The 23,947-nt window shown below is 52.3% G+C and carries 22 protein-coding genes and 1 tRNA gene; 2 read left to right on the forward strand and 21 right to left on the reverse strand.

Annotated elements, in window-relative coordinates; translation table 11 throughout:
- Positions 1-91: 91 nt before the first annotated feature.
- Entirely contained in the window at positions 92-1,018 is a 927-nt protein-coding gene (locus tag CWO84_RS18690) for a sulfite exporter TauE/SafE family protein (protein WP_033157709.1), read from the reverse strand.
- Between the two features lie 13 nt (positions 1,019-1,031).
- Complete coding sequence (locus CWO84_RS18695; RefSeq protein ID WP_033157708.1) at positions 1,032-1,724, reverse strand: MBL fold metallo-hydrolase; 693 nt, start codon at positions 1,722-1,724, stop codon at positions 1,032-1,034.
- A 297-nt stretch (positions 1,725-2,021) separates the two neighbouring features.
- Between CWO84_RS18695 and CWO84_RS18700 the strand changes: the two genes are divergently transcribed.
- Positions 2,022-3,377, forward strand: a complete 1,356-nt coding sequence (locus CWO84_RS18700) for a sigma-54-dependent Fis family transcriptional regulator (protein WP_033157707.1) — start codon at positions 2,022-2,024, stop codon at positions 3,375-3,377.
- On the opposite strand, the gene CWO84_RS18705 is transcribed toward CWO84_RS18700, so the two are convergent.
- From CWO84_RS18705 to CWO84_RS18715, 3 genes are read right to left on the reverse strand one after another with little or no spacing between them, the layout of a single operon-like run.
- On the reverse strand, positions 3,372-4,178 hold the full coding sequence (locus CWO84_RS18705) for a F0F1 ATP synthase subunit gamma (RefSeq protein WP_033157706.1): 807 nt from the start codon (positions 4,176-4,178) through the stop codon (positions 3,372-3,374). The genes CWO84_RS18700 and CWO84_RS18705 overlap by 6 nt on opposite strands.
- The gene (locus CWO84_RS18710) at positions 4,175-5,644 is read right to left on the reverse strand and encodes a F0F1 ATP synthase subunit alpha (RefSeq protein WP_051670150.1); all 1,470 of its coding nucleotides are present in this window, start codon (positions 5,642-5,644) and stop codon (positions 4,175-4,177) included. Before CWO84_RS18710 ends, CWO84_RS18705 begins: the two co-directional genes overlap by 4 nt.
- On the reverse strand, positions 5,604-6,359 hold the full coding sequence (locus CWO84_RS18715; RefSeq protein WP_084153350.1) for a F0F1 ATP synthase subunit delta: 756 nt from the start codon (positions 6,357-6,359) through the stop codon (positions 5,604-5,606). Before CWO84_RS18715 ends, CWO84_RS18710 begins: the two co-directional genes overlap by 41 nt.
- A 266-nt stretch (positions 6,360-6,625) precedes the next feature.
- Here CWO84_RS18715 and CWO84_RS18720 point away from each other — a divergent pair, with 266 nt between their 5' ends.
- Positions 6,626-8,734 (forward strand): acyltransferase family protein, encoded by a 2,109-nt coding sequence (locus CWO84_RS18720; protein WP_033157705.1) that lies wholly within the window; start codon positions 6,626-6,628, stop codon positions 8,732-8,734.
- 34 nt (positions 8,735-8,768) lie between these two features.
- Here the strand turns inward: CWO84_RS18720 and CWO84_RS18725 are convergent, their stop codons facing one another.
- The 16 genes from CWO84_RS18725 to CWO84_RS18800 all read right to left on the reverse strand — a co-directional run bounded on the left by CWO84_RS18725 (position 8,769) and on the right by CWO84_RS18800 (position 23,944).
- Positions 8,769-9,035 carry a F0F1 ATP synthase subunit C gene (locus CWO84_RS18725; protein WP_020483596.1) on the reverse strand — a complete coding sequence of 89 codons (267 nt, stop codon included), beginning with the start codon at positions 9,033-9,035 and terminating at the stop codon, positions 8,769-8,771.
- Positions 9,036-9,037: 2 nt separating this feature from the next.
- Positions 9,038-9,727 (reverse strand): F0F1 ATP synthase subunit A, encoded by a 690-nt coding sequence (locus CWO84_RS18730; RefSeq protein WP_033157704.1) that lies wholly within the window; start codon positions 9,725-9,727, stop codon positions 9,038-9,040.
- Between the two features lie 111 nt (positions 9,728-9,838).
- Positions 9,839-10,918 carry a lytic transglycosylase domain-containing protein gene (locus CWO84_RS18735; protein WP_033157703.1) on the reverse strand — a complete coding sequence of 360 codons (1,080 nt, stop codon included), beginning with the start codon at positions 10,916-10,918 and terminating at the stop codon, positions 9,839-9,841.
- Positions 10,919-11,054: 136 nt separating this feature from the next.
- Positions 11,055-11,330, reverse strand: coding sequence for an AtpZ/AtpI family protein (locus CWO84_RS18740; RefSeq protein WP_033157702.1), 276 nt, complete (start codon positions 11,328-11,330; stop codon positions 11,055-11,057).
- Complete coding sequence (locus CWO84_RS18745) at positions 11,327-11,743, reverse strand: F0F1 ATP synthase subunit epsilon (protein ID WP_033157701.1); 417 nt, start codon at positions 11,741-11,743, stop codon at positions 11,327-11,329. The genes CWO84_RS18740 and CWO84_RS18745 overlap by 4 nt, the downstream gene beginning before the upstream one ends.
- On the reverse strand, positions 11,740-13,110 hold the full coding sequence (gene atpD, locus CWO84_RS18750) for a F0F1 ATP synthase subunit beta (protein WP_225892920.1): 1,371 nt from the start codon (positions 13,108-13,110) through the stop codon (positions 11,740-11,742). The genes CWO84_RS18745 and atpD overlap by 4 nt, the downstream gene beginning before the upstream one ends.
- Before the next feature lie 635 nt (positions 13,111-13,745).
- On the reverse strand, positions 13,746-14,051 hold the full coding sequence (locus CWO84_RS18755; protein ID WP_033157699.1) for a hypothetical protein: 306 nt from the start codon (positions 14,049-14,051) through the stop codon (positions 13,746-13,748).
- Between the two features lie 101 nt (positions 14,052-14,152).
- Positions 14,153-15,052, reverse strand: a complete 900-nt coding sequence (locus CWO84_RS18760) for a CPBP family intramembrane glutamic endopeptidase (RefSeq protein WP_033157698.1) — start codon at positions 15,050-15,052, stop codon at positions 14,153-14,155.
- Positions 15,049-15,777 carry a 16S rRNA (uracil(1498)-N(3))-methyltransferase gene (locus tag CWO84_RS18765; RefSeq protein WP_033157697.1) on the reverse strand — a complete coding sequence of 243 codons (729 nt, stop codon included), beginning with the start codon at positions 15,775-15,777 and terminating at the stop codon, positions 15,049-15,051. The genes CWO84_RS18760 and CWO84_RS18765 overlap by 4 nt, the downstream gene beginning before the upstream one ends.
- Positions 15,777-17,147 (reverse strand): adenosylmethionine--8-amino-7-oxononanoate transaminase, encoded by a 1,371-nt coding sequence (locus CWO84_RS18770; protein WP_174843464.1) that lies wholly within the window; start codon positions 17,145-17,147, stop codon positions 15,777-15,779. Before CWO84_RS18770 ends, CWO84_RS18765 begins: the two co-directional genes overlap by 1 nt.
- A gap of 53 nt (positions 17,148-17,200) precedes the next feature.
- Entirely contained in the window at positions 17,201-18,493 is a 1,293-nt protein-coding gene (ahcY, locus tag CWO84_RS18775; RefSeq protein ID WP_033157853.1) for an adenosylhomocysteinase, read from the reverse strand.
- A 19-nt stretch (positions 18,494-18,512) separates the two neighbouring features.
- Positions 18,513-19,673, reverse strand: a complete 1,161-nt coding sequence (gene metK, locus CWO84_RS18780) for a methionine adenosyltransferase (RefSeq protein ID WP_033157695.1) — start codon at positions 19,671-19,673, stop codon at positions 18,513-18,515.
- A 68-nt stretch (positions 19,674-19,741) separates the two neighbouring features.
- Positions 19,742-19,818, reverse strand: a tRNA-Ile gene (locus CWO84_RS18785).
- A 33-nt stretch (positions 19,819-19,851) separates the two neighbouring features.
- Complete coding sequence (gene rpoD / locus CWO84_RS18790) at positions 19,852-21,663, reverse strand: RNA polymerase sigma factor RpoD (protein ID WP_033157694.1); 1,812 nt, start codon at positions 21,661-21,663, stop codon at positions 19,852-19,854.
- Between the two features lie 76 nt (positions 21,664-21,739).
- Entirely contained in the window at positions 21,740-23,479 is a 1,740-nt protein-coding gene (gene dnaG, locus CWO84_RS18795) for a DNA primase (RefSeq protein WP_033157693.1), read from the reverse strand.
- 15 nt (positions 23,480-23,494) lie between these two features.
- Positions 23,495-23,944 (reverse strand): GatB/YqeY domain-containing protein, encoded by a 450-nt coding sequence (locus CWO84_RS18800; RefSeq protein WP_033157692.1) that lies wholly within the window; start codon positions 23,942-23,944, stop codon positions 23,495-23,497.
- Positions 23,945-23,947 lie beyond the last annotated feature (3 nt).

Below are 23,947 nucleotides of genomic sequence, written 5' to 3' on the forward strand. Positions count from 1 at the left end.
AAACGATTTTTTATAGTTATACGCCAGGCGGTTGGCACCGGATGGCGGAATCAACGGCGTAGCACAACCGTCAATATTAGTCTAGCCTAATTCAAAGGTGATGGCGGGGCGACATTGGCAACGCTTCTCTGCGCGGCGTAGTGCTATGAATGCGGTTGCCTATCAAACCGAGCGCCAACAAGGCGGCCAATCCTGCCAAGCCTCGTCGCCAGGCACGTTCGTCATCCTGCCACAGCTCTAACGATGCCCATAGTTGCCAGCTCAGCGCGTTAAACAATACATAAACCGCCACCAGTATCACGAACCAACCAAACCCGCGGCGTAACGCGGTCGCGCTGATGAAGTTGGATAACCAGCCACCCAGAAAACTGCCCATTACCGCACCCACCGTCACCAGCGCCATCAACGGAATATCCAGTTGGGCGTGATTCGCGTAGCCGCTCAAGCCGGCGCTAGCGTTCATGACAATAACCAGTAACGACGTACCGATAGCCGCCGGCATCGGCAAACCCACCAGCAAGGTCAATGCCGGCACAATCAAAAATCCGCCACCGACCCCCACCAAGCCGGTCAGCCCACCGACCAAAACCCCGTCGAACAACAATCGCAATACCGGTGTTTGTAAAGGACACATCGGTAACGTCTGCTCAACAGCCGGCTGGCTTGGCGTTTTCTTGAAAATCATCGCCAGACCCGTCAACAATGTAATCGCGCCAAAAAACACCATGAGCCAGTCCCCGGAAAAATGGCCGGCCAAGCGGCCACCGCCGAATGCGCCGAGCATCCCGGCCAAACCGAATACCAGCGCGCTTTTCCAGCAGACATGGCCGCGCCGCGCATGCGGGATCAACGCCATCAGGCTGGAGACACCCACCACCACAAATGAGGTGACGATCGCGGTCTTGGGCGGTACATGCAGCACGTAAACCAGCATCGGCACCGTCAAAATCGAACCGCCGCCGCCCAACAAGCCCAACAGCAGGCCGATACAGATTGCCAAGATTAGCGTCAGGATCATCGGCTAACTCCGCCTATTCGGCCGGCGTCCCACAGGACTGATTGGCCGGCAGCGCCTGATCAATGAACTTGGGATACGCCAGCTTCAACTCGCTCATGATGCCGATAAACTCGGCGCGAGTGCGCCCCTGGCCCAAGCGGGTGTTTTTTGCCATTTCCTGTTTGATGGTTGACACGGTATTACCCTGGTAATCATGCCCCGGATACACCAGCGTATCAGGCGGTAATGTGAATAACTTGCCGGTGATGCTGTCATACAGCTGGCCGGCATCGCCTTGCTGGAAATCGGTGCGCCCGCTACCGCCGATCAACAAGGCATCGCCGGTAAACACCCGATCAGCCATCACATAACTGACGCAACCGCCGGTATGGCCGGGGGTATGCCGCACCTGAATATCCAGATCGCCCACTTGCAATAACACCCCGTCGGTGACCAGCAAATCGGCACACAGCGCGCCGGCATCCCGATGCACCACGCTCTTGCTGCCAAGTTTTTCCCGCAACAAACCGGCGCCGGTGATGTGGTCGGCGTGCACATGGGTTTCGAATGTGTAAATCAGCTTGAGGTTCAGGCTTTGCAGCAAATCGATATAAATCGGCAGCTCCGACGCCACCGGATCAATCAGGCAGGCACGACGGCTGCGTTCGCATCCCAACAAATAACTGTAGGTGGAGGTTTCTTTTTCGAAGAGTTGTCTGAAAATCATGACCCGCCTCATTAAGCGCAAAGTAAAAAGAATATAAGTGCTGTATATCAATACTCGTGCCAGTTTACCGGGAGTATTTATATCCTCACCGCCTACAAAACCAGCTCTTCGCAACATGAGCCAAATAGAGATATACCCTTGTTTTAACTGATTATTTTAGTTTTCTTATCTTAAAGAATTAAGTCGATAGGTTTGATGAAGCGACCTCGCGATGGCCAAGCTTGGCGTTTCAATATGAAATATTGAAACGATGCTGATACACTTGAAACATCACTGAAACAAAACGAGCTTGAACGCATGGCATCTTCTTCCCCCCTATTCAAACGCTGGCTCGGCCAAATCGGCGCCGATCAAGTCGTAGAAGTGTTGACCGATTTATTCGAAAGCGGCGCAGCCTTTATCGTAGACAGCAATAGCGACATTTTGCTGTGGAGCAAAGGCGCCGAACAATTGTTCGGCCTGAACGCAACCGAGACCGTAGGCAAGCCTTGCAAAACCGCGCTGAATTGCGACAGCGGCAACGATCCCTGCAACCTGGCCGAACTCGGCATCGTCAAGTCGCAAGAGGTGCGGATACATCGCCCGGATGGCCGGACGCTGAATTGTTATCGAACCGCGCGCGCCTTCTACGACAACAACGGCGGCTTCGCCGGGGCGATTGAATTTCTGCAACCGCAAAGCGACACAGCGCCCGAGCAAAAACCGGACGACAGCGACAGCTTTCACGGCATTCTGTCGCGCGACCCGGCCATGAAAGAGGCCATCAAAATCATCCGCAACGTCGCCGAAACTGAGGCCACCGTGTTAATCCGCGGCGAATCCGGCACCGGTAAAGAGATGGTGGCGCATGCCTTGCACCTGGAAAGCCCTAGGCACTATCAGCCGTTTTTGGCGATCAACTGCGCGGCCTTGACCCCCAGCCTGTTGGAAAGCGAATTGTTCGGCCACGTCAAAGGCGCATTTACCGGCGCGGTGCGTAATCATGCCGGCTTGTTTCAACGTGCCAACGGCGGTACTTTATTTTTGGACGAAATAGCGGAGTTGCCGCTGGAGCTGCAAGCCAAGTTGCTGCGGGTGATACAGGAACGTAATTTCACCCCAGTGGGCGGCGATAGCGCGGTCAGCGTGGATGTGCGGATTATTGCCGCCACGCATAGATCGTTGCGCGAAGAGGTTAAGGCCGGGCGGTTTCGAGAAGATTTGATGTATCGCTTACGGGTAGTGCCGATCTTTCTGCCACCGCTACGCGAACGTCGCCAGGACATCAGCCTGTTGCTGCAACACCTGATAGACCGGCATAACACCCAAGGCCATCGCCATATCGACCGCATCGCGCCGGAAGCGATGCGCCTGTTGCTGGATTACCGCTGGCCGGGTAATGTCCGGGAACTGAATAATGTCGTCGAATACGCCTATGCGGTAGGCCGCGGCAGCGAACTCGGCATAGGCGATTTGCCACCCGAGTTTCGTGAGCCGCTTAGACCGGCAGCAACGCTTGACCAGCATCTTGCACCGCGCCCAAAAAGTCAAAACGAAGCGGAATTGATCCGCGAAGCCTTGGAAAATAACCCGGACAATCTGGAACAGGCCGCGCAATTTGCAGGGATGAGCCGGGCGACTTTTTGGCGAAAACGTAAGAAATATGGCTTATAAGCCGGCAGCGGTGCCATGCCGCCCCACCATCAACTCGATTTCCTCGACGATTTCTTCCTGGCGCAGCCGGTTGCGTTGCCGTTGTAATTCTTCGCCGCCTCGCTCCAGATGCCGCAACGCGGTTTCCATCTGCATCAGCCGCATGTGGTTTTCGACCCGAATAGAGCGTAACAATAAGGCCAGCAAGGTATGAAACAGATAATGTTCGGCAACGCCTTGAGCCACTTCCGCTGCCGGCGCGAAAGTCAGCGGCGGGTTTAGCCGGGCGTGGCTGGCCACATTCGCCAGAGGCCAAAGACGTTGGCTGCGCGCCCCTTGTTCGTCACGAATACAAGCTATCAGTCCAAATTCGACGCCGCGCAGCTCTGCCACCGCCGCCAGAATACTATCTATCGCTGCCGGCGCATCCAGACCACCTTCGGCACCGCGCAGCCGTTGCAATGCGGCGCGTTCCTCAACCATTGAGTGCAGGCGTTCGCCAAGCAGAATCAGAGGGCCCTGCTGATCAGCATTTTGCTGCCAGTAACGGATCACGTCTTCGTTAAAGCTGCCGCAAAAGCCGCGCACGGAACCGAATAACAGCCAGATGTCTTTCGCGGGCGCGCTTAAAGCCGGCTCCGGCAAGCTGTCGGCTAAATCGGCCAAGGCCGTTTCCAGCGACTGCACGACTTGTTGTTGCGCGGCTTCACGCTTACCCACTTTCCGCAGCTCGGCCAAGGCAAAACTGCGCATGGCGCCGAGAATGCCGGACAAATCGTCGAACAAGGCTAAGCGCGCCTCGACTTCCCGGCGCTGGCTCATGTTTTATCCGCCAAGAGTTGCCGCAACACTGACAACCATTGCTTTTTCGGCGAATCCAAACTCAACGTATCCGGCAATTTTGCCAGTAGCCCGGCCAATACGCCGGCCGCCTGTTCCGGTTTGAGGTTTTCCAGCAAACCCTCGCCATAGGCCAGCAACCAGGCCAGATGCGCGCGTTCGGACAAAGGTTGCAGCCGGTCCTGTTTCAATATTTCCCGAAGCAAACGGCCGCGTTGCAGCTTTTCCTCGACACCGGCTTCCAAACGGGTGCCGAAGCGGGCGAACAACTCTAGTTCCAAAAACTGCAAATAATCCAAGCGGATATGCGCGGAAGCGGTTTTGATGGCCGGATGCTGGGCCTTGCCGCCAATACGCGACACCGAACGGCCAATGTCGACGGCCGGCAGCATGCCCGCCGCGAACAGCTTGCTCTCCAGATAAATCTGGCCGTCGGTGATCGAAATCAAGTTGGTGGGGATATACGCCGACAGCTCGCCCTGGCGGGTTTCGATAATCGGCAAGGCGGTCATGCTGCCGCCGCCATAGGCCGAAGACAACACGGTGGAGCGCTCCAGCAGCCGGGAATGCAGATAAAAAATATCGCCCGGATAGGCTTCCCGGCCTGGCGGCCGTTGCAATAGCAGCGATAGCTCGCGATAGGACTGAGCGTGGCGCGTCAAATCGTCGTAGACCACCAAGGTGTCACGGCCCATGCGCATCCAGTGCTCGGCAATCGCGCAGCCGGCAAAGGGCGCCAGATAGCGAAAACCCGGTAAAGCGTTGGCCTCAGCGACCACCACCACGGTATAGGCCAGCGCGTCGGCCTGACGCAGCGCTTCTAGGGTACCGGCGACGGAAGAACGCGGCTGGCCGATCAACACCATCACGCACAATACGTTGCGACCGCGTTGGTTCAGCACAGCATCCAGGGCCAGCGCGCTTTTGCCGATGCCGTCGTCGCCGATGATCAACTGGCGCTGGCCCTTACCGATGGGAATCAGCGTATCGACGATCTTACAGCCGGTGTATAAAGGTTCGGAGACGAAATCGCGCTCGATGATGGGCGGCGCGGCAGCTTCCAATGAGCGAAACTGGCGCAATTCCGGCGGCGGTAAACCGTCCAGTGGACTGCCAAGCGGATCGACCACCCGTCCCAATAAAGCATCGCCCACACCCACTTCTAACTTACGGCCGATATGTTGCACCGCCATGCCGGCGGTGACGCCACGGTTTTGCGACAACAGAATCGCTCCCAACACTTCCCGGCCCAACTGAAACACCAAGCCGGTGCTGCCGTCGTCGAAACCGATTAGTTCGTCCAGCCGCGCCGTCGGCAAGCCGCGGATCCAGGCGATGCCATCGCCGATGCCGGCCACACAGCCGCGCTCGGATAAGCGCAAGCCGAATTGGTAGGGTTTAACCGACTCAACCATGATTGGCTTGGCGCCGGAAAAACGCCAATTCATCGGCCAGATTGGCGTGCAATTGGCATTCGCCGACTATGGCGCGCAGCCCGGCAATCAAGGCCGAGTCTTCCTTGAAGGTGATTTGCAAGGTTTGTCCAGCAGCAGTCGACAAGGCCTCCGTCACTCGCGCTTGATCGGCTTCGCTCAAGGGGTGCGCGCTAAGCACCTCGACCGCAGAAGCGGCAATCAGCATCGCCCCCGCTTTGCGCAGTGCAGTTTGTTCGCTATCCGGCATGTTAAGCAGATCCTGCAAAAATACCTCGACAATAGTCTGCGTCAATTGCGGCGAAGCCAATCGTTGCAATATAGCCGCGGCCTGCCCGTAAGCAGCGCCCGCCGCTTCCCTTACCAAAGCCGCTTCTCTTCCCGCAATCAGCGTCTGGTTGCGGACGCGCAATTTAGCTTCTTCGTCCGCCAGGTTTTGTTTCAAATTCTCTGTCGCGGTATTGCGCAACTGCGCTAATTCCTCCTCTAGTTGCCGGCGACTGGTCTCCTGTTCTTGATTCCAAGCGGCTAATCGTTGTTCGTATTGTTGACGCAGGGCTTCCGCTTGGTTGCGCAATTTTGCGGCCTGCTCGGTTTCGTCTTTGATGCGCTGCTGCCGGGCATCCAGCATGGCCAGTACCGGCCGGTACAGAAAGCGTTGCAGTATCCACACCAGGACCAGAAAGTTGAGGATTTCCAGGATGAAGGTTGTCCAGTCGAATTGCATCATGGATGGGTAACCCGTTTTGTTGGATATGAACTTGCGGCGTTGTTCCGAAAATACCGCCGATTTTTGGTTTCTCCGCTATCTTAAACCCCGCAATGGTTTCGATGCCTGAAAATTTAGCCTGCGTAGTTTGCCGTTTAGGCACGTCTTGAGGCTCGAATACTTACGGCTTAGAATACGGCCCGCCTTTCCAGGCTAGAGCCTGCCCGACCGCCTGGGCCAGAGCAGATAAGCCGGGAAACCCGAACCCACTTAGCTTTTTTTACCCTATGACCTCTTTGCAAGAACATCTGTCACACCCAAAGTATCGTCCGGATATTGACGGCTTGAGAGCCATTGCCGTGCTCTCGGTTATCGCCTTTCATGCCTTTCCCAGCAGTTTGCAAGGCGGTTTTATAGGTGTAGACATCTTCTTTGTGATTTCTGGTTATCTGATTTCGACCATCATTTTTCAGAACCTGGAAAAGGGTACTTTCAGCTTCACCGAGTTTTATGCCCGCCGGGTTAAGCGGATCTTCCCGGCACTGATTCTGGTGTTAGTCGCCTGTTACGTCTTCGGTTGGTTCGCGCTGTTTGCCGACGAGTACAAGCAGTTGAGCAAGCATATTGCCGCCGGCGCGGGATTCGTTTCCAACATTGTGTTGTGGAGCGAGGCCGGCTATTTCGACAACTCCGGCGAGACTAAACCCTTGCTGCATCTTTGGAGCTTGGGCATTGAGGAACAGTTTTACATCGTCTGGCCCTTGTTGCTTTGGTTTGCCTGGGAGCGGAACTTCAATCTGTTGACCATTACGGTTCTGATTGCCGTCGTCTCTTTCGGCCTGAATATCACAGGCGTCATCGCCCATCCTGTCGCGACGTTTTACTCGCCGCAAACCCGGTTTTGGGAACTGTTATGCGGTAGTTTGCTGGCCTGGATGACGCTCTACAAGAAGGACTCGTTCTCTGCTATCAAGCTCAAGCTCGACGGCTGGCTGGCTGGCGCGGTTTATCGAAACTCTCACGCCGCCGACGGCAAAACTCTGGCCAACGCGCTTTCCATTCTGGGCATACTGCTGCTGGCCTTCGGTTTTTTCATCATCAATAAAGATCTCAATTTCCCTGGCCGATGGGCGGTAATCCCGATGTTGGCTGCGGTCATGATCATATCGGCTGGACCAAATGCCTGGGTTAATCGCATCGTCTTATCCCACCCGCTGGCGGTCTGGTTCGGCTTGATCAGTTTTCCATTGTATTTGTGGCACTGGCCTTTGCTGTCTTTTGCGCAAATCATCGAGACCGACGTACCCAGTATGAATATTCGCGCCATTGCGGTGTTGCTGGCCGTGGCATTGGCTTGGCTGACCTACATACTGATTGAAAAACCGATACGTTTGGGCAGTCAAAGCAGAACCAAGACTGCGGTACTGCTGCTGCTGATGCTGGGTATCGGCTATGTCGGTTACGCCTCATATTCCCGGGATGGCCTGGAGTTTCGTAAAGCCGATGCGCAGACTAAAACCAAAATGTATGCCGACGTAAACGGCACAGTGCTCTACAACACACCGGAGGACTGGGTCGATGAGCGCTGTAAGACGGTATTGGAGGGGGCCAGTTACAATTATTTGATGTGCCGCTTTACCACCGCCACCCCAAAAATGCTGGTGGTCGGCGATAGTCACGCCGCGCAATTTGTCTACGACTCCATTTCCAAGGGCTCGAACGATCTGGCATTGGTCGGTGTCAATGGCTGCCTGCCATTCATCGATCTGGTGAGCATTAATCCGACGGAAGAATTTGCCGAAAAATCGACAAGATGCCGGGTAGTCGTTCCTATCGTGCTAAAGCTGCTGAAGGAATTCCCGTCAATTCAGCGCGTGGTGTTTGCGACCAGAGGCGCGATGTACATTGAAGGTTTTGGCTTCGGCAATACTGATTCTAAAAACCTCTATCGGATTATTAAAAGCCCGGATGATGTATTGACGGAAAATTACAATCAATTTGTTTCCGGCTATGTCGCAACCATCAATGAGATTTTAAAGCTGGGCAAAGCGGTGGTTTTTATTGAAGACGTACCGGAGATTGGTATAAGCGCTAAAAACTGTGTGGACGAGCGCCCACTGCGTATTACAGACAAAGCGCTGCCCGAGTGCGATGTGTCCAGAAAGTCTTTTGAAGAACGCAATATAAACTACAGACGCGCGGTCGATGCTATCAATGCCGCCACGCATAAGCGGATTAAGATTTTTCCCGCCTACGAATATTTATGCGATGAATCGACTTGCGGCGGCATGCACGATGACATGTCTTATTTTTACGATGACGATCATCTTTCCATGCGCGGCAGTAAATTTATTTTCGACAAATTTACCGAATGGTTGGACAAAGAGTCCAAGTAAACGATTGGAGCGTCATATAGCAATCTGCGTTGAGTTATTTTAAAAAATATTCAAGCAGCGGATTTCTAAACAACACAATCAGGGCCACCACCAAACAATAAATCGCCAAAGACTCTATCATCGCCAAACCAATAAATAAGGTTCGGGTGATGGTTTTCTCGGCTTCCGGCTGGCGGGCCAGGGCTTCCAGCGCGGCGGCGATGGCTTTACCCATTGCCAGAGCCGGCAGCATCGTGCCTAGGGCGATCACCAAACCGGCCACGCCGGTGGAAATCATGCTGAATAAATGGATGTCGTTCATGGCTATTCCTCGGGCATGGCGGATGTATCGGATTCGGCAGGTTCCAACGCACCGGCGATGTAAATCAGCGCCAGCATACCAAAGATATAGGCCTGTACCACCGCTTCGATTACATGCAGCATCAATAATGGCACCGGCACCAGAAAGCCGGCAATCAACAACACCAGCAAGGCCGCCATTTCCAGACTCATGATATTGCCGAATAGGCGGATTGCTAAAGCCAGGGTGCGGGTAAATTCGCTGATGATGTGAAACGGTAACAGGATGATACTGGGTTCGGCGTAATGGCGAAAATGTTTTCGCCAGCCGCGATCACGAATCCCGAACCAGTGAGTAGACCCAAACACCAGTACCGCCAAGGCGGCGGTAGCGGACAAGTCGCGGGTGGGCGCATGCAGTTCCGGAATTAAACCCACCAGATTAGCCACCAACACAAACAGCCACAAGCTGGCCACGAACGGCAGCACCCGCCGTACCGATGCCGCCGGTAACACTTCGGCAATCGCGCCTTCTATCGCCACGACCACGGCTTCGAGCAAATTTCGCAATGAAGATGGCTGACGGCTGAAGCGCAGCAACAAGACTAACACCACAAAACCCAGAATCACGCCCCAGGTAGTCACGACCGTGTTACTGATCGGCAGTGGGCCGAGTTGAAAAACAGTATCGGCTGCCGACTCGGCGTTATTCATGTCCGCACCTCGAATTAAACAAACAGAACAGCAATGTAGGTTGGGCTTCATTGCGTTCAGCCTAGCCTACCCTTTACGACAGCCTCGCTGGAATAAGCTTTAAGCGCTGATTTATTCAACGGCCAAGTATTGACCGGGAGCCAACGGACTTTCGTAGCGGACGCCTTCCCGGAAAAACTGCTCGGGGTTGGAAGCAATTTCGCGGGCGGCCAGGAATTGCGCATAGTAGTTGCGAGAGGCAAACCCGAAGGCTGGGCCGTCATAAGAGTCTACGATACGCACGAAGTCGCTGCCGACTTGGTTTTGTGCACGCTTCATCCCGCCGATGCCGTGGTTGTATGAAGTTACCGCCGCCGGCCAGTCGCCAAGCTTACCGTAAGCGTAACTCAGGTAACGGGCCGCGCCGTTGGCGGACACGAAAGGGTCGTAGCGCTGATCGACGCGATCACCGCCGGGCATGAAGGTTTTGGCGGCAGCCTTGGTAAATTGCCACATACCGACCGCGCCGGCGGAGGATTTGGCGGACGGTTGAAACGAGGATTCTACGTGCGGCAGATAAGCCAAGTCCTCAGGCAAACCGGCGTCGCGGAAGGTTTTTCTAAACTGCAAATCATAGCGACCGCTGATCTCCAAGCCGCGTTTAAAACGCTCGCGAGTACCGCGTTGCGAACGCAATCTGTCGCTAAGTCCAGGCAACACGCTATTAAGCGATCTGCCGTTATTTTCCAGTTTGGCGATCAATTGCCGGTCGTTGGCATTCAACGCCGCGCCATAACGCACTTTACTTTCCAATTCCGCCAATTGTGCTTTCCAATACTCGCGGCGCTGGCTGATCATGTCTTTTTGCTCAGTTGTCAGGCCTTCCGCGACATAGCCTGGTAAGGTCATCACCTCGTAGACGACATCCAAATAACGGTCGTCATGAAACGCCACTTCGGAACGCTGCCAGACCGCATAGGTTTTTCGCCAGAAATCCACGGCCGGCTCCAACGCCGCCGGTTTTGGGAAAGTCCCTGTATAAAACGCCGGTTTATAGGGTGCCGGCTGGGGTTGATAATACGGTCGCTGTTGCACGATATTCGGCCTGACCGAAGCCATTTTCTCTCGCTTTACCGGCGAACTGCTGGTGCAAGCATTTAATAAAAATAAGGCTAATAAGGGAAGAGTTAAACGCAGCAAGGGTGGTTTCATTTTAGTCTGGTTATTGAGTGCAACGTTGATCGATGTAAAGTTTGCTACGCCGAAGAGCCGTAAAATATTCCTCGTGTATTTTCAATAAATAATAGCGCTCATTTCGAATTTTCGTGAAGAATAAATCCGAAAAAAATCAGCTTTTTTCCTGCAAAAATCGAAAAACATTATAAGCGCCAACCCCAATACCCAACACGATCAAACTGACAGTCCAGCGCACCGAATAACCAGTAGCCAATGTATCCAACCACCGTCCCAAATACGCACCGGCGACGATAGGCACTACAAACAGTAAACCCAATGTGCCGCCATAAAACAGCATGCCAACCCACGTCGCCGGGCGGCGAGTTTTATCTTCCAAGCGACGCAGATCGCGACGAGTGTGTTCGATTAATTTGTTGCGAAAACTCATGGCACTATTCCCGCTGATCCGCGACTACTCAATTCGGCTAGGCGCCGCACCAAAGAATGTTCAATTTCCGACAACGTCGCCCGTGCGGTATGTACTTCGGAATCGGCCTGGGCCATTTCCGCCGCGAGTCGTTCGCAGATGCTATCGCGGTCTTTGCCGAGAAAATAGCGCACCGTCGTCACGGTCAGTTGATTGTCGGCAAAGCGCAGCACACCGCTGGGCAAGGCCAAATAATGCCAGACATCGGCTTGATCGCAGAAACGGGCCAGCCCGTATCTCAACAAAGCCACACAGTGAATATGCCCCGCCAAAATCCCGAAACTGCCGTCGGCATCGGCGCCGATAAACTGGGTGACGGTATCGAAATGCTCGGCGCCACGACTATCCAGCAAAGTTAACGCAAACCCGTTCATGCCGACATTGCGCCTTTCATATAGCAATCGGCTTCGCTGAGCTGGTCATATTGGCCGTTCATAAATGCTTCGCAGTCGGTGATGGTTTGCGCCAGCGGCACGCGCACGCCCGGCATGCCGGTATGGTCGGCAACGGTGGTAAACGGTTGAGTCAGATAGCGTTGCAAGCGGCGCGCCCGTTCGACGATACGGCGATCCTCTTGTGAGAGCTCTTCGATACCGAGCATGGCGATAATATCTTCCAATTCTCGATAGCGCGACAAATGCTCGCGGACCGCACGCGCCACCTGGTAGTGCCGGTCGCCCAGGATATGGTGATCCATGATCCGGCTGCTGGAGCGTAAAGGATCGATGGCCGGATATATTCCTTTGGCGGCCTGTTGCCGCGATAAGATGACCACGCTATCCAGATGCCCAAGGATGGTCGCCACTGCCGGATCAGACATGTCATCGGCCGGCACATACACAGCCTGCACCGAGGTGATGGAGCCGGATTTGGTGGAGACGATACGTTCTTCCAGCGACGCAACTTCGGTCAGTAGAGTGGGTTGATAGCCGACCGTGGCGGGCATCCGCCCCAGTAAACCGGAAATCTCGCTACCGGCCTGGACGAAGCGAAAAATATTGTCCATCAAAAACAACACTTCGGTATCCAGCGTGTCGCGCAAATACTCGGCATACGCCAAAGCGGTGTAACCGACATGAAAGCGCACGCCGGGCGATTCGTCCATTTGCCCGTAGACCAGCAGAGCTTTGGGTAATACGCCGGCATCGGCCATTTCATGCCAGAGTTCGTGGCCTTCGCGCATGCGTTCGCCAACGCCGGCATAAACCGATACGCCTTGCATCGCCACGCTGACCGCGTGCATGAACTCCATCATCAGCACGGTCTTGCCGACTCCGGCACCGCCAAACAAGCCGGTTTTACCGCCACGCACGAACGGGCAAAGCAGATCAATGACCTTGATGCCGGTTTCCAAAATTTGCGAGGCAGGCAGCGTATCGGACAGTAAGGGCGGAGCGGCGAGAATATTGCGGAAATTAATGTTAGGTAAGGGCTGGCCGCCATCAAGCGGATCGCCGAACACATTGAGCATGCGCCCCAAACAACTGGGATCGACCGGCACATTTAAAGCGTCGCCACGATCAAACACCGGCATGCCGCGAAATAAGCCCGAAACCGAATGTAAAGCAATCGCCCGAATCAGCGTAGGCTCCAGATGCTGAAACACAACCAGAACATAGCGACCGGCACCGTTTACAACATCAAGCGCCTGACCGATTGGCGGCAGATATTCGCAACGCACATCGACCACCGGCCCGTGCGCGGCCTCAATCCGGCCCACCTGCTTCATCTCGCCTGTCATAGCAACTTGCTCCGACGCATAATCCCCCTAAAGCACTTGGAGTAGCATATTTTTAAAATTCTTGCGCCCCATAGCGAAAAAAGCTTGCTACGGAATCGTCAGTGCTTGGATAATCGCATTAGATATTTCGCATATTTGCACTATGTCGCAAGCACCGATTAGCGCTGGTACCCGGGGTTAGTTCAGGAACTTTGGACTTTATCACATTGCCCTAACAACGGAGTGTTGAGAAATGCCGGCGTTCCAACAGAAGGCAAGAAATATTCCGTTTATCCTCAGCAGCGATTTTTACGAGAAAGAGGGGGAAACATGAAACCAAAGGCAACGCAGTTAAGCTTTTGCTCAAGGTGCGGGGATGAAATTCCGCCAGACGAATTGCAATTTCTGCCAAATGCTTCGCTATGCGCTTTTTGCTACAACATGCAGCTGGAATATCGGGATATCCATCACTCAGGCATTAAAATACCCAAAACCGTCTTAACCTTAGTGCCGCAAAACCCAAAGACTCAAGACAGCAACGCGGCCTAACCGCTTCAATCCGGTAGCAAAACCCTTAAAGGCTGGTAGCCACCGGACTGAAACCCCTATCATCGCTAAACTTTATAAAAAGCATCCTGTAACGGTATACGGGTTGCCTACTGTTTTATGTTTTTATAACCCTCTTCACTTTCACGCATTATTTTTTGGCCTTCCTCAACCAGATTGCGGCCTTCGTCAATCTTTATCTGGCCCTCACGTTGCATCACTTGTCCGCGTTCGACCATTTGCTTACCTTCCTGCCAACGGCTACCCAACTGCGCAATGCCCTGACTATCCCGCAACATTTGTTCACCGGACAGAATTTTGTCCGCCTGCTTGGTCGGGGCGGCTGGCTCGCTAGCACAACCGGCGACCAGTAAAGTTAACAGAAGAACGGAAGTATTCGGTCTGACTCTGCGCATAAATATGTCCTCTTATGATGCACTGGAAATGATGGAGAGAAATATTGCAAAACACCATGGTATCTGGCAATCATTTTTTCAAGTTGGTATGGCGTTTTGATCTAATTGCCGCGTGCGGCTTTAGCTGGCCACTGGGTCCATACCCCATAAACAATTAGCGCGAATACCAACCAGCTACTAACCAAAGGGCCCACCACGCCGTCGTAATAGGTGTTGACCAGAAACAGTGAATCGGCTTGCAAATTAACGTTGAACAAATCTCTGCTCACCTTAATCTGCCAGACCCACGCGGCGTGACAACCGATACATAGACCCAGACTTTGCGGCACCCGACTTCTGAGGATTGCTAAAAATAAGCCAACCACAAATAAAGCCAGCAAGGCACTGATTATCTGCGGATTCAACCAATTGGCAAACGCTTCCGCCATTAATTTTAAACCACTGCCCGGCGTTAAATCGGCGTAAGCCAGTGGCGACTTACTTTTTAAAAAATGTAGCGCCGCATAATAGATTGAGCTAATTGTCACGGCTGCCATCATTGACATTTTCCGGCCTAAAGCCCCCAGCAGCAGGCCGCGAAATAGCATTTCTTCGCCGACCGCAATCAGCATCGCAAAAAACAAACCCAATCCGATTTTTTCAGCTATTTTGCCCACCGTCCAATGCCGGGTATCGTCCCAGATATGAACATCCAGCCAATACAGCGTCAACAGCACCGGCAGCAAGGTCAATAAGCCCAAGGCCAGACCTTGGCGCATTTGTTTGAAAAATATCGCTTTGGGCGCAAATCCCAAATCCGCCCAACTGAATTGCAGATAGTTCTTTAACGGAAAAATACTCAGCAGCAGCAACAGCACCAAGGTAATTTTGCTGATAACTTTTGCCAACGGCAAAATATCGCCGGCAAGCCACAGCAAACCGAAACCCAGCAGGCTCGCAATCGTGGCGGCAATGACCAATATAAGCAACGGCAGCAACGCATAGACAATCCAGCGGATCAACGAAAATCTCCCCATAAGGTTTGCACAGCGGTCAATGCCGATAACACCGCAGTCTCGGTACGCAAGATCCGGGCACCCATTCGCACCGGAACGAATCCTGCTGTCTTGGCAATTTGGCGTTCTTGCTCGCTGAAGCCGCCCTCGGGTCCGGACAGTAAGGTAACGCGGGAATTTACCGGCTTCAGGTCCGCTAGGGATTGCTCGGCATAGGGATCGAGAAACACGCTTAATCCTTGCTGTCCGATCACCCAATCTCTTAAGTGAGTAATCTCGCCAATTTCCGGACAATAAGTTCTTCCGGACTGTTCGGCCGCGTGCTGGACAATATGCTGCCAATGCTGTAAACGTTGCTGCTTTTTATCGTCGTTGAATTTGATCACGCAACGTTCGGTTACCAAGGGCGTTAAGCAGGTGACACCCAGTTCAACGGCTTTTTGTACCGCCCAATCCATCCGGTCGCCACGAGAAATACCCAAACCCAAATTGATCGCCAGCGGTGATTCGACATTGCGCTCAATAAACTGCTCGATTTCTACCCGCACGGTCTTCCGGCTGACTTCGCTGAAACGGCCCAGATATTCTCCGCCGTGGCCGTTAAACAGCACAATGCTTTGATCCTGCTTTAAGCGCAGCACACTGCGCACGTAATGGGCCGCATCGTCATCCAATTCGATACGGCCGCCCACATTGAGCGACTCAGCGACATATAAGCGCGACACTCGCATTAGTCCTGCACCGCCAGTTGGATACCGTGCCAGGCCACGTCTGCCATCAGTTGTATCTCCTGCTCGTTGATCACATAGGGCGGCATGAAATAAATCACATTCCCCAAGGGCCGCAGCAACACTCCCCGACTCAAAGCATAGCGATAAACGGCCAATCCGCGCCGTTGCTGCCAAGGATAGGCCTCGCGCGTATGCTTATTTTTGACCAATTCCATAGCGACGATCATGCCGGTTTGCCTTACTTCGGCGACGTTGGGATGCTCCTTAAATCGCTCTACGGCTTTAGTCAATAGCCCCGCCAAATAGCGATTGTTGGCAATCACATTTTGCTGCTCAAATATCTCCAGCGTCGCCAAAGCCGCCCGGCAGCCCAATGCGTTGCCGGTATAGCTATGCGAGTGTAAAAAGGCAGTGAGATTTTGATAGTCGTCGTAAAAAGCTTGATAGACCTGATTGCTGGTCAAGACTGCGGACAAGGGCAAATAACCGCCGGTCAGCCCTTTGGATAGGCAAATAAAATCCGGGCTGATTGTCGCTTGTTCGCAGGCAAATAAGGTGCCGGTACGGCCAAAGCCCACGGCAATTTCGTCGGCAATTAGATGTACCTGGTATTTATTGCAGGCTTCACGTAGCAATTTTAGGTACACCGGATGATACATGCGCATACTGCCGGCGCATTGCACCAAAGGCTCGATAATTACCGCACAAACTTCATCAGCGTGTCGCGCCAAGGCTTGCTCCATGTCCGCGAAACGGCGGGTGGAATAGGCTTCCCAACTTTCGCCATCTTCGCGATAGTAGCAATCGGGTCCAGCTACCGTGATCACATCCATCAACAACGGCGCGTAGGTGTCCTTGTATAAAGCCACGTTGCCAACCGCCAAAGCCCCCAGGGTTTCGCCGTGATAGCTGTTTTCCAGTGTGATGAATTTGGTTTTTTGCGTTTGTCCGAGATTGCGCCAATAATGAAAACTCATCTTTAACGCAATTTCGACTGCCGATGAACCGTTATCCGCGTAGAAGCACTTATCCAAACCCGGCGGCGTAATTTCCACCAACTTTTCCGCCAGTGTTAACGCCGCCTCATGGGTAAATCCACCGAGGATGACATGCTCAAGCGTTTCAAGCTGCTCTCGTAGCGCTTGATTGATAATGGGATTGGCGTGACCGAATAGATTTACCCACCAGGAACTGATTGCGTCCAGATAGCGGTTACCGTCGAAATCTTCCAGCCAGACGCCTTGGCCCGATTTAATCGGAATCAACGGCAACGCATCCGCCGCAGATGCCCGAGCATCGTGGTCTTTCATCTGACTACACGGGTGCCAGAGCACGGCAAGATCGCGCTGAACGATAGTTTGATTATTCATAGCTTGCATAAAAAAGGGGCTTGCGCCCCTTTCCGGTTAGATTGATCTAAGCCTTAATAACGATAATGATCCGGTTTGTAAGGACCCTCTACCGGTACATTAATGTACGCAGCCTGTTCTTTGGTCAATTCGGTTAGTTTTACGCCGATTTGCGCCAAATGCGAACGCGCGACTTTCTCATCAAGTTTCTTCGGCAATACGTAAACTTTGTTTTCATAGCTGGATGCGTTGGTCCAAAGCTCGATCTGCGCCAATACTTGGTTACAAAACGAGTTGGACATAACGAAGCTAGGATGGCCGGTGGCGCAGCCCAAATTCACCAGACGACCTTCTGCCAACACGATAATGCGCTTGCCGTCAGGGAAGATGACGTGATCGACCTGGGGCTTGATGTTTTCCCAGGTGTAGTGGCGTAAGGACGCAATATCAATTTCCGAATCGAAATGGCCGATATTGCAGACAATAGCTTGATCACGCATCGCTTTCATGTGATCGTGAGTAATGACCCCGACGTTGCCCGTAGCCGTAACAAAGATGTTGGCAATAGGCGCCGCTTCGTCCATTGTTACTACACGATAACCTTCCATTGCTGCCTGCAATGCGCAGATCGGATCAATTTCGGTAATCAGAACAGTGGCGCCCAAACCGCGTAGGGATTGCGCGCAACCTTTACCTACATCGCCATAACCGCAGACCACGGCAATTTTGCCGGCTACCATTACGTCGGTGGCACGTTTGATACCGTCGACCAAAGACTCGCGGCAACCGTAAAGGTTATCGAATTTGGATTTGGTGACCGAATCGTTAACGTTAAACGCCGGTACTTTCAGAGTGCCTTTCGCCACCATTTCGGTCAGACGCAACACACCAGTGGTGGTTTCTTCGGACAAGCCTTTCACATCCGCCATCAATTCGGGGAAGTTATTGTGCATCATCGTGGTCAGGTCCCCACCATCGTCCAGAATCATATTCGGACGCCAACCGTCAGGGCCAAGAATGGTTTGTTCGATACACCATTCCGCTTCCGCCTCGGTTTCGCCTTTCCAGGCAAAAACAGGAATACCGGCAGCAGCTATCGCAGCCGCTGCATGATCCTGAGTGGAGAAAATATTGCAGGAGGACCAGCGGACTTCCGCACCCAATGCCGTCAGCGTTTCTATCAATACCGCAGTTTGAATGGTCATATGCAAACAACCGGCGATACGCGCGCCTTTTAATGGCTGTTGCGCGCCGAACTCCGCACGCAAAGCCATCAAACCTGGCATTTCGGTTTCGGCGATATTAATTTCTTTACGACCCCATTCAGCCAGGGCTAAATCGGCAACTTTGTAATCGGCTTGGCTCATAATGTTTTCCTGATCCGGATTAAATGCCCGCAGCATCTTTCAATGCTTCGGCTTTGTCGGTTTTTTCCCAGCTGAAGCTGGCTTCGTTACGACCGAAATGGCCATAAGACGCGGTTGGACGATAAATGGGTTTTAACAAATCCAATTGGGCAATCAAGCCTTTGGGCCGCATGTCAAAGTGCTCACGTACGATTTGTACCAAGCGCGCTTCCTCGATCTTACCGGTACCGAAAGTTTCGATGCTGATGGAAGTAGGCTCAGCGACGCCAATCGCGTAAGACACTTGGATTTCGCAACGCTCTGCCAAGCCGGCGGCAACGATGTTTTTTGCCACATAGCGTCCCATATAGGCCGCGGATCTATCGACTTTTGACGGATCTTTACCGGAAAACGCGCCGCCGCCATGGCGGGCCATACCGCCGTAGGTATCGACGATGATTTTACGGCCGGTCAAGCCGCAGTCGCCTACAGGACCGCCGATGATGAACTGGCCGGTAGGGTTGATGAAATACTTGGTATCTTTGTGCAGCCACTCTTTCGGCAAGGTCGGCAGGATGATTTCATCCATTACCGCTTCTTCCAACTGTTTGCCGCCGATTTCTGGAGAATGTTGAGTAGACAGAACAACAGCATCAATAGCGACCGGCTTGTTATTTTCGTAACGGAAAGTCACCTGGCTTTTTGCATCCGGACGCAGCCATGTCAGGGTTTTATTCTTCCGCACCAAGGCTTGTCTCTCAACCAAACGATGCGCGTAGGTAATAGGGGCCGGCATTAACACGTCGGTTTCGTTGCTGGCATATCCAAACATTAAACCTTGGTCGCCGGCACCTTGTTCGTGATTTTCGGATTCATCAACACCCATAGCGATGTCGGCTGACTGTTTACCAATGGCATTCAATACCGCGCAGCTATTACCGTCAAAGCCGATTTCGCCGTTGTCGTAACCAATCTCGCAAACTACTTTTCTGACCAACTCTTCGGTATCCACCCAAGCATTGGTGGTAATTTCGCCGGCCAAAACCACCATACCGGTCTTGACCAGTGTTTCGCAGGCTACCCTGGAACGAGGGTCTTGAGCCAGCAAGGCATCAACAACAGCATCGGAAATTTGGTCAGCCACTTTATCCGGATGACCTTCCGAAACAGACTCTGAGGTAAAAAGGTAGTTTTTATTCACGGTTACACCCTCGCCAAAATTAAAACTTGCGCATATAAAAAAAGGCCGCGCAAACGGCCTGTTATCTGTGGTGGGCCCTGTAGGACTTGAACCTACGACCTGCCGATTATGAGTCGGAAGCTCTAACCAACTGAGCTAAGGGCCCTTAATTATCTAGCCTACGAACAATGAAAACGCCTTACTCGCCGTCAAGAAAACATCTCAACTGCTCTGATCTGGAAGGATGCCTTAATTTGCGCAGCGCTTTTGCTTCGATCTGACGAATCCGCTCACGGGTCACGTCAAACTGTTTACCAACCTCTTCCAGTGTATGGTCGGTGTTCATGTTGATACCGAAACGCATCCGGAGCACCTTGGCCTCTCTAGCTGTTAAGCCCGCCAATACATTTTGAGTGGACTCGCGAAGGCCGGCGATTGTAGCAGACTCTACCGGCGAAAGCATCTTGGAATCTTCAATAAAATCACCCAAATGCGAATCTTCATCGTCACCAATCGGTGTTTCCATTGAAATCGGCTCTTTGGCAATCTTCAACACTTTACGAATTTTGTCCTCGGGCATTTCCATGCGCTCAGCCAATTCTTCCGGCGTAGCCTCGCGACCCAGCTCCTGCAAAATCTGTCTGGAGACGCGATTCAGCTTGTTAATGGTTTCGATCATGTGTACCGGAATACGAATAGTTCTGGCCTGATCAGCGATGGAACGGGTAATCGCCTGACGGATCCACCATGTTGCGTAGGTAGAAAATTTGTAACCGCGTCGATATTCAAATTTATCGACAGCCTTCATCAGACCAATATTGCCTTCCTGAATCAAATCCAGAAACTGCAGGCCGCGATTGGTGTATTTTTTGGCAATAGAAATAACCAAGCGCAAATTGGCTTCGATCATTTCCTTTTTAGCACGTCTCGCCTTAGCTTCCCCTAGAGAGATACTACGACAAATACTTTTCAGAACCGCAATGCTCAGACCGTAGCGAGACTCGATATCGGCCAATCGCTGCTGTGCAGCCCTAATATTCTCACGGTGACTACTGAAAACCTCAGAAAAATTAGGCCTCGCAGCGATAAATTGATCCAACCACTCAAGGTTAGCCTCATTCTCGGCAAACGCATTGATAAAGTCCTTACGCGGCATTTTTGCTTTCTTGACGCAAACATCCAGTATGAAACGCTCTTCTTCGCGAATAGCTGAAATCAACTCTTCAGAAATGGATACCATTTTTTTCAAATACTGCGGCGTCCATTTAAACTCGCAAAATATTTCGTCTATCGCATCAAACAGTTTTTCGGTTTTTTCATGGCCGTAACCATGTTTTTTAACTGAGGTCGTCGCGGCTTTTAAAGCTTTTCTGAGCAACTCGACTTTTTGCTTAACCTCTTCGTAATCAACGGTTTTGCTCTCTTCTTCAGCATCCTCAGCAGGCTCTTCAATCTCGATACCGCTGACGTCAATATCCTCAACCTCAGTGAGATCGACAAAACCCAACACCAAATCGTTGAGTCGTACGCCGGAGTCTTCAACCTGAACGGAATCAAATGCTTCGATAAAAGTCTCGACAATAAACCCGGATCGGGCAATGGCCCCCACTACTTGGCGTTGCCCTTCCTCAATCCGTTTCGCAATTTTTAATTCTTCCTCGCGAGTCAATAACTCAACCGAACCCATTTCACGCATATATAAGCGCACGGGATCGGTGGTTCGGCCGAACTCGCTATCGACAGACGCCAAGGCTGCGACTTCAGCCACTTCCTCGTCGTCATCTGCAGTAACGACGGCATCTGAGGTTATCAGCGAGTCATCGTCATCCGGCGCCACCTCATAAACCTGAATCCCCATATCATTGATCATGCCGATAATATCGTCGATTTGCTCGGGATCGATAATATCGCTAGGCAAATGGTCGTTGACTTCCGCATAAGTCAAATAACCCTGCGCCTTACCTTTTGCTATCAGTTGTTTCAGTTGGGATTGCTGTTGTTCTTGATTCATTCTTTACTCACAATACGTTTTCAGCACCAAGCGCCGCAGAACAGGAAATTATAACGGCAAAAATTAATGCGGTCACCTAAGCCTTATCCCTTAAAAGCTTCCGCAGTATCTCTTTTTCTTCAATCATTAAGCCTTCTCGACCCTCCTTTTCGATCAATCGGGTTAGCATAGCTTCCTTGGCCTGTTTACAAAGTTGTTGCAACGCACCGCAAAACTCGGACTCTTCCCCGCCCACCGGTACATCGAGATCTAAACTAGCTAAAGCTTTTACAGCTTTTTCCTGGGATGTTCCTCGGAAAGACTCCAACAACATGGCGCTATTTTCCGGCTTTTCAAGGGCGATCCGTTGCAACACCTCTCTTAATAACTCCACTCCGGCAAAACTCAAATCATCGAGAATAACCCCCTCACGCTCAATCAAGCTTGCAAAATGCGGGTGTTGAAGCAACAACCCTAATACCTTGCGAGCCAAACTGATTCTTGGCGACGAGATGCCCTTTTTGCCAGCATAAAATTTAGACTTAAGTCTAGTCTGATTTTCGACAACATCCACGGCAATTCGGGAACCCGACAACTCTTGCAAACGGGCAAACATCATTTCCCTAAAAAACCCGGCAGGAACTTTTTCCAGCAAAGGCGTTGCTGTCGCTAGCAACTGAGACCGCCCCTCAACGGTTGTCAATTCCAATTGCCCGACAATATTCTCGAAAAAGTAATCAGACAAGACCTGCGCATTAGCAATTCGTTCCATAAATGCGGATAAATTTTCAGCACGCAACAGAGAATCCGGATCTTGCCCCTGTGGCAATAGCATTATTTTGATTTGCCTGCCATCACGCAAACAAGGCAAAGCAGCATCGGCAGCCTTCCAGGCCGCCTGCCTGCCGGCATTGTCACCATCGAAACAGAACACCAATTCAGAGGTAAATCGGAACAATAAATCGATTTGCGCTTTGGAAGTTGCAGTACCCAGCGCCGCGACCGCATTGGAAATGCCAAACTGAGCCAGGGCAATCACGTCCATATAACCCTCTACCACCAGTATCCGACCGGGCTTGCTATTCTTTTCTAAAAGCTCACAAAGCCCATAAAGCTCCTTACTTTTAGAAAAAACCGCAGTCTCAGGCGAATTCAGGTATTTGGGCAAAGCATCATCCAATACTCGACCACCAAACCCCACCACTCGCTTCCGTTTATCCCTGATCGGAAACATCAATCTACCGCGAAAGCGGTCGTAAACCTTGCCATCATCCCTGACCACCAGCATACCAGCCTCGATCAAATCCGCTTGATCGAAACGCGCCAACAGGGCGTCCCACTTATTTGGCGCATACCCCAAAGAAAAATCCCGCGCCACCTCACCACTGACACCCCGGGCTTTCAAATAATCTACAGCCATCCTACCCTCGGCATTTCCGCGCAATTGCTCGGCGTAAAACCCAGCAACTCCCGCCAACACCTCGTAAATGTGCGACACAGTTTTTTTATCCGGCCGCCCAGACTCGCCATCGATCAACTCCCTAGGCACATCCACGCCGGCAAAGGCTGCCAAATCCTCGACCGCCTCAACAAAGCCCAGATGGTTAAATTCCATCAAAAAGCCGATTGCATTACCGCTGGCTCCGCAACCGAAGCAATGATATATCTGCCGACCGCGATTAACTGAAAAGCTGGGAGTTTTTTCGGTATGGAACGGGCAGCGCGCCGTAAAATTGCTGCCGGACTTTTTAAGAGGGACGCGCGAATCGATTAGATCGACAATATCGACCCGCACCAAAAGATCATCTATGAACTGACGAGGTATCCTGCCGGACATCTTACCGACAAGATATTAAGCGATAAAACAGGCCTTGATTCTCGCACTGACATTCGCCATGTCAGCTCTACCTTGCATTTGCGGCTTAAGCAAAGCCATCACACCACCCATGTCTTTTACCGATGTGGCGCCCACTTTAGCGATAGCGTCGGCGACCATGCCATCGATTTCAGCATCGCTAAGCGGTTGTGGTAGAAAATCTTGAATAACCAACACTTCAGCTTCCTCGATTTCGGCCAAATCGTTGCGACTAGCGTCTCGGAACTGTTTGATGGACTCGCGCCGCTGCTTCAGCATTTTATCGAGCACAAGGATGATTCGCTCATCACTTAGCTCGATACGCTCGTCGACCTCAACCTGCTTGATAGCAGCCAAAATCATGCGGATTACACCCAGCCTGCCTTTTTCGCCGCCTTTCATCGCGGCTTTCATATCGTCCGTGATACGCTTTTTTAACGCATCCATTGT

It is taken from the genome of Methylomonas sp. Kb3, assembly GCF_002834115.1.
Lineage (GTDB): Bacteria > Pseudomonadota > Gammaproteobacteria > Methylococcales > Methylomonadaceae > Methylomonas > Methylomonas defluvii.

Excerpts from the sequence above, each read along its gene's own strand:
- CWO84_RS18690 (WP_033157709.1), bottom strand. The coding sequence starts at position 1,018 with ATGATCCTGACGCTAATCTTGGCAATCTGTATCGGCCTGCTGTTGGGC.
- CWO84_RS18695 (WP_033157708.1), bottom strand. The coding sequence starts at position 1,724 with ATGATTTTCAGACAACTCTTCGAAAAAGAAACCTCCACCTACAGTTAT.
- CWO84_RS18700 (WP_033157707.1), top strand. The coding sequence starts at position 2,022 with ATGGCATCTTCTTCCCCCCTATTCAAACGCTGGCTCGGCCAAATCGGC.
- CWO84_RS18705 (WP_033157706.1), bottom strand. The coding sequence starts at position 4,178 with ATGAGCCAGCGCCGGGAAGTCGAGGCGCGCTTAGCCTTGTTCGACGAT.
- CWO84_RS18710 (WP_051670150.1), bottom strand. The coding sequence starts at position 5,644 with ATGAATTGGCGTTTTTCCGGCGCCAAGCCAATCATGGTTGAGTCGGTT.
- CWO84_RS18715 (WP_084153350.1), bottom strand. The coding sequence starts at position 6,359 with ATGATGCAATTCGACTGGACAACCTTCATCCTGGAAATCCTCAACTTT.
- CWO84_RS18720 (WP_033157705.1), top strand. The coding sequence starts at position 6,626 with ATGACCTCTTTGCAAGAACATCTGTCACACCCAAAGTATCGTCCGGAT.
- CWO84_RS18725 (WP_020483596.1), bottom strand. The coding sequence starts at position 9,035 with ATGAACGACATCCATTTATTCAGCATGATTTCCACCGGCGTGGCCGGT.
- CWO84_RS18730 (WP_033157704.1), bottom strand. The coding sequence starts at position 9,727 with ATGAATAACGCCGAGTCGGCAGCCGATACTGTTTTTCAACTCGGCCCA.
- CWO84_RS18735 (WP_033157703.1), bottom strand. The coding sequence starts at position 10,918 with ATGAAACCACCCTTGCTGCGTTTAACTCTTCCCTTATTAGCCTTATTT.
- CWO84_RS18740 (WP_033157702.1), bottom strand. The coding sequence starts at position 11,330 with ATGAGTTTTCGCAACAAATTAATCGAACACACTCGTCGCGATCTGCGT.
- CWO84_RS18745 (WP_033157701.1), bottom strand. The coding sequence starts at position 11,743 with ATGAACGGGTTTGCGTTAACTTTGCTGGATAGTCGTGGCGCCGAGCAT.
- atpD (WP_225892920.1), bottom strand. The coding sequence starts at position 13,110 with ATGACAGGCGAGATGAAGCAGGTGGGCCGGATTGAGGCCGCGCACGGG.
- CWO84_RS18755 (WP_033157699.1), bottom strand. The coding sequence starts at position 14,051 with ATGCGCAGAGTCAGACCGAATACTTCCGTTCTTCTGTTAACTTTACTG.
- CWO84_RS18765 (WP_033157697.1), bottom strand. The coding sequence starts at position 15,777 with ATGCGAGTGTCGCGCTTATATGTCGCTGAGTCGCTCAATGTGGGCGGC.
- CWO84_RS18770 (WP_174843464.1), bottom strand. The coding sequence starts at position 17,147 with ATGAATAATCAAACTATCGTTCAGCGCGATCTTGCCGTGCTCTGGCAC.
- ahcY (WP_033157853.1), bottom strand. The coding sequence starts at position 18,493 with ATGAGCCAAGCCGATTACAAAGTTGCCGATTTAGCCCTGGCTGAATGG.
- rpoD (WP_033157694.1), bottom strand. The coding sequence starts at position 21,663 with ATGAATCAAGAACAACAGCAATCCCAACTGAAACAACTGATAGCAAAA.
- dnaG (WP_033157693.1), bottom strand. The coding sequence starts at position 23,479 with ATGTCCGGCAGGATACCTCGTCAGTTCATAGATGATCTTTTGGTGCGG.
- CWO84_RS18800 (WP_033157692.1), bottom strand. The coding sequence starts at position 23,944 with ATGGATGCGTTAAAAAAGCGTATCACGGACGATATGAAAGCCGCGATG.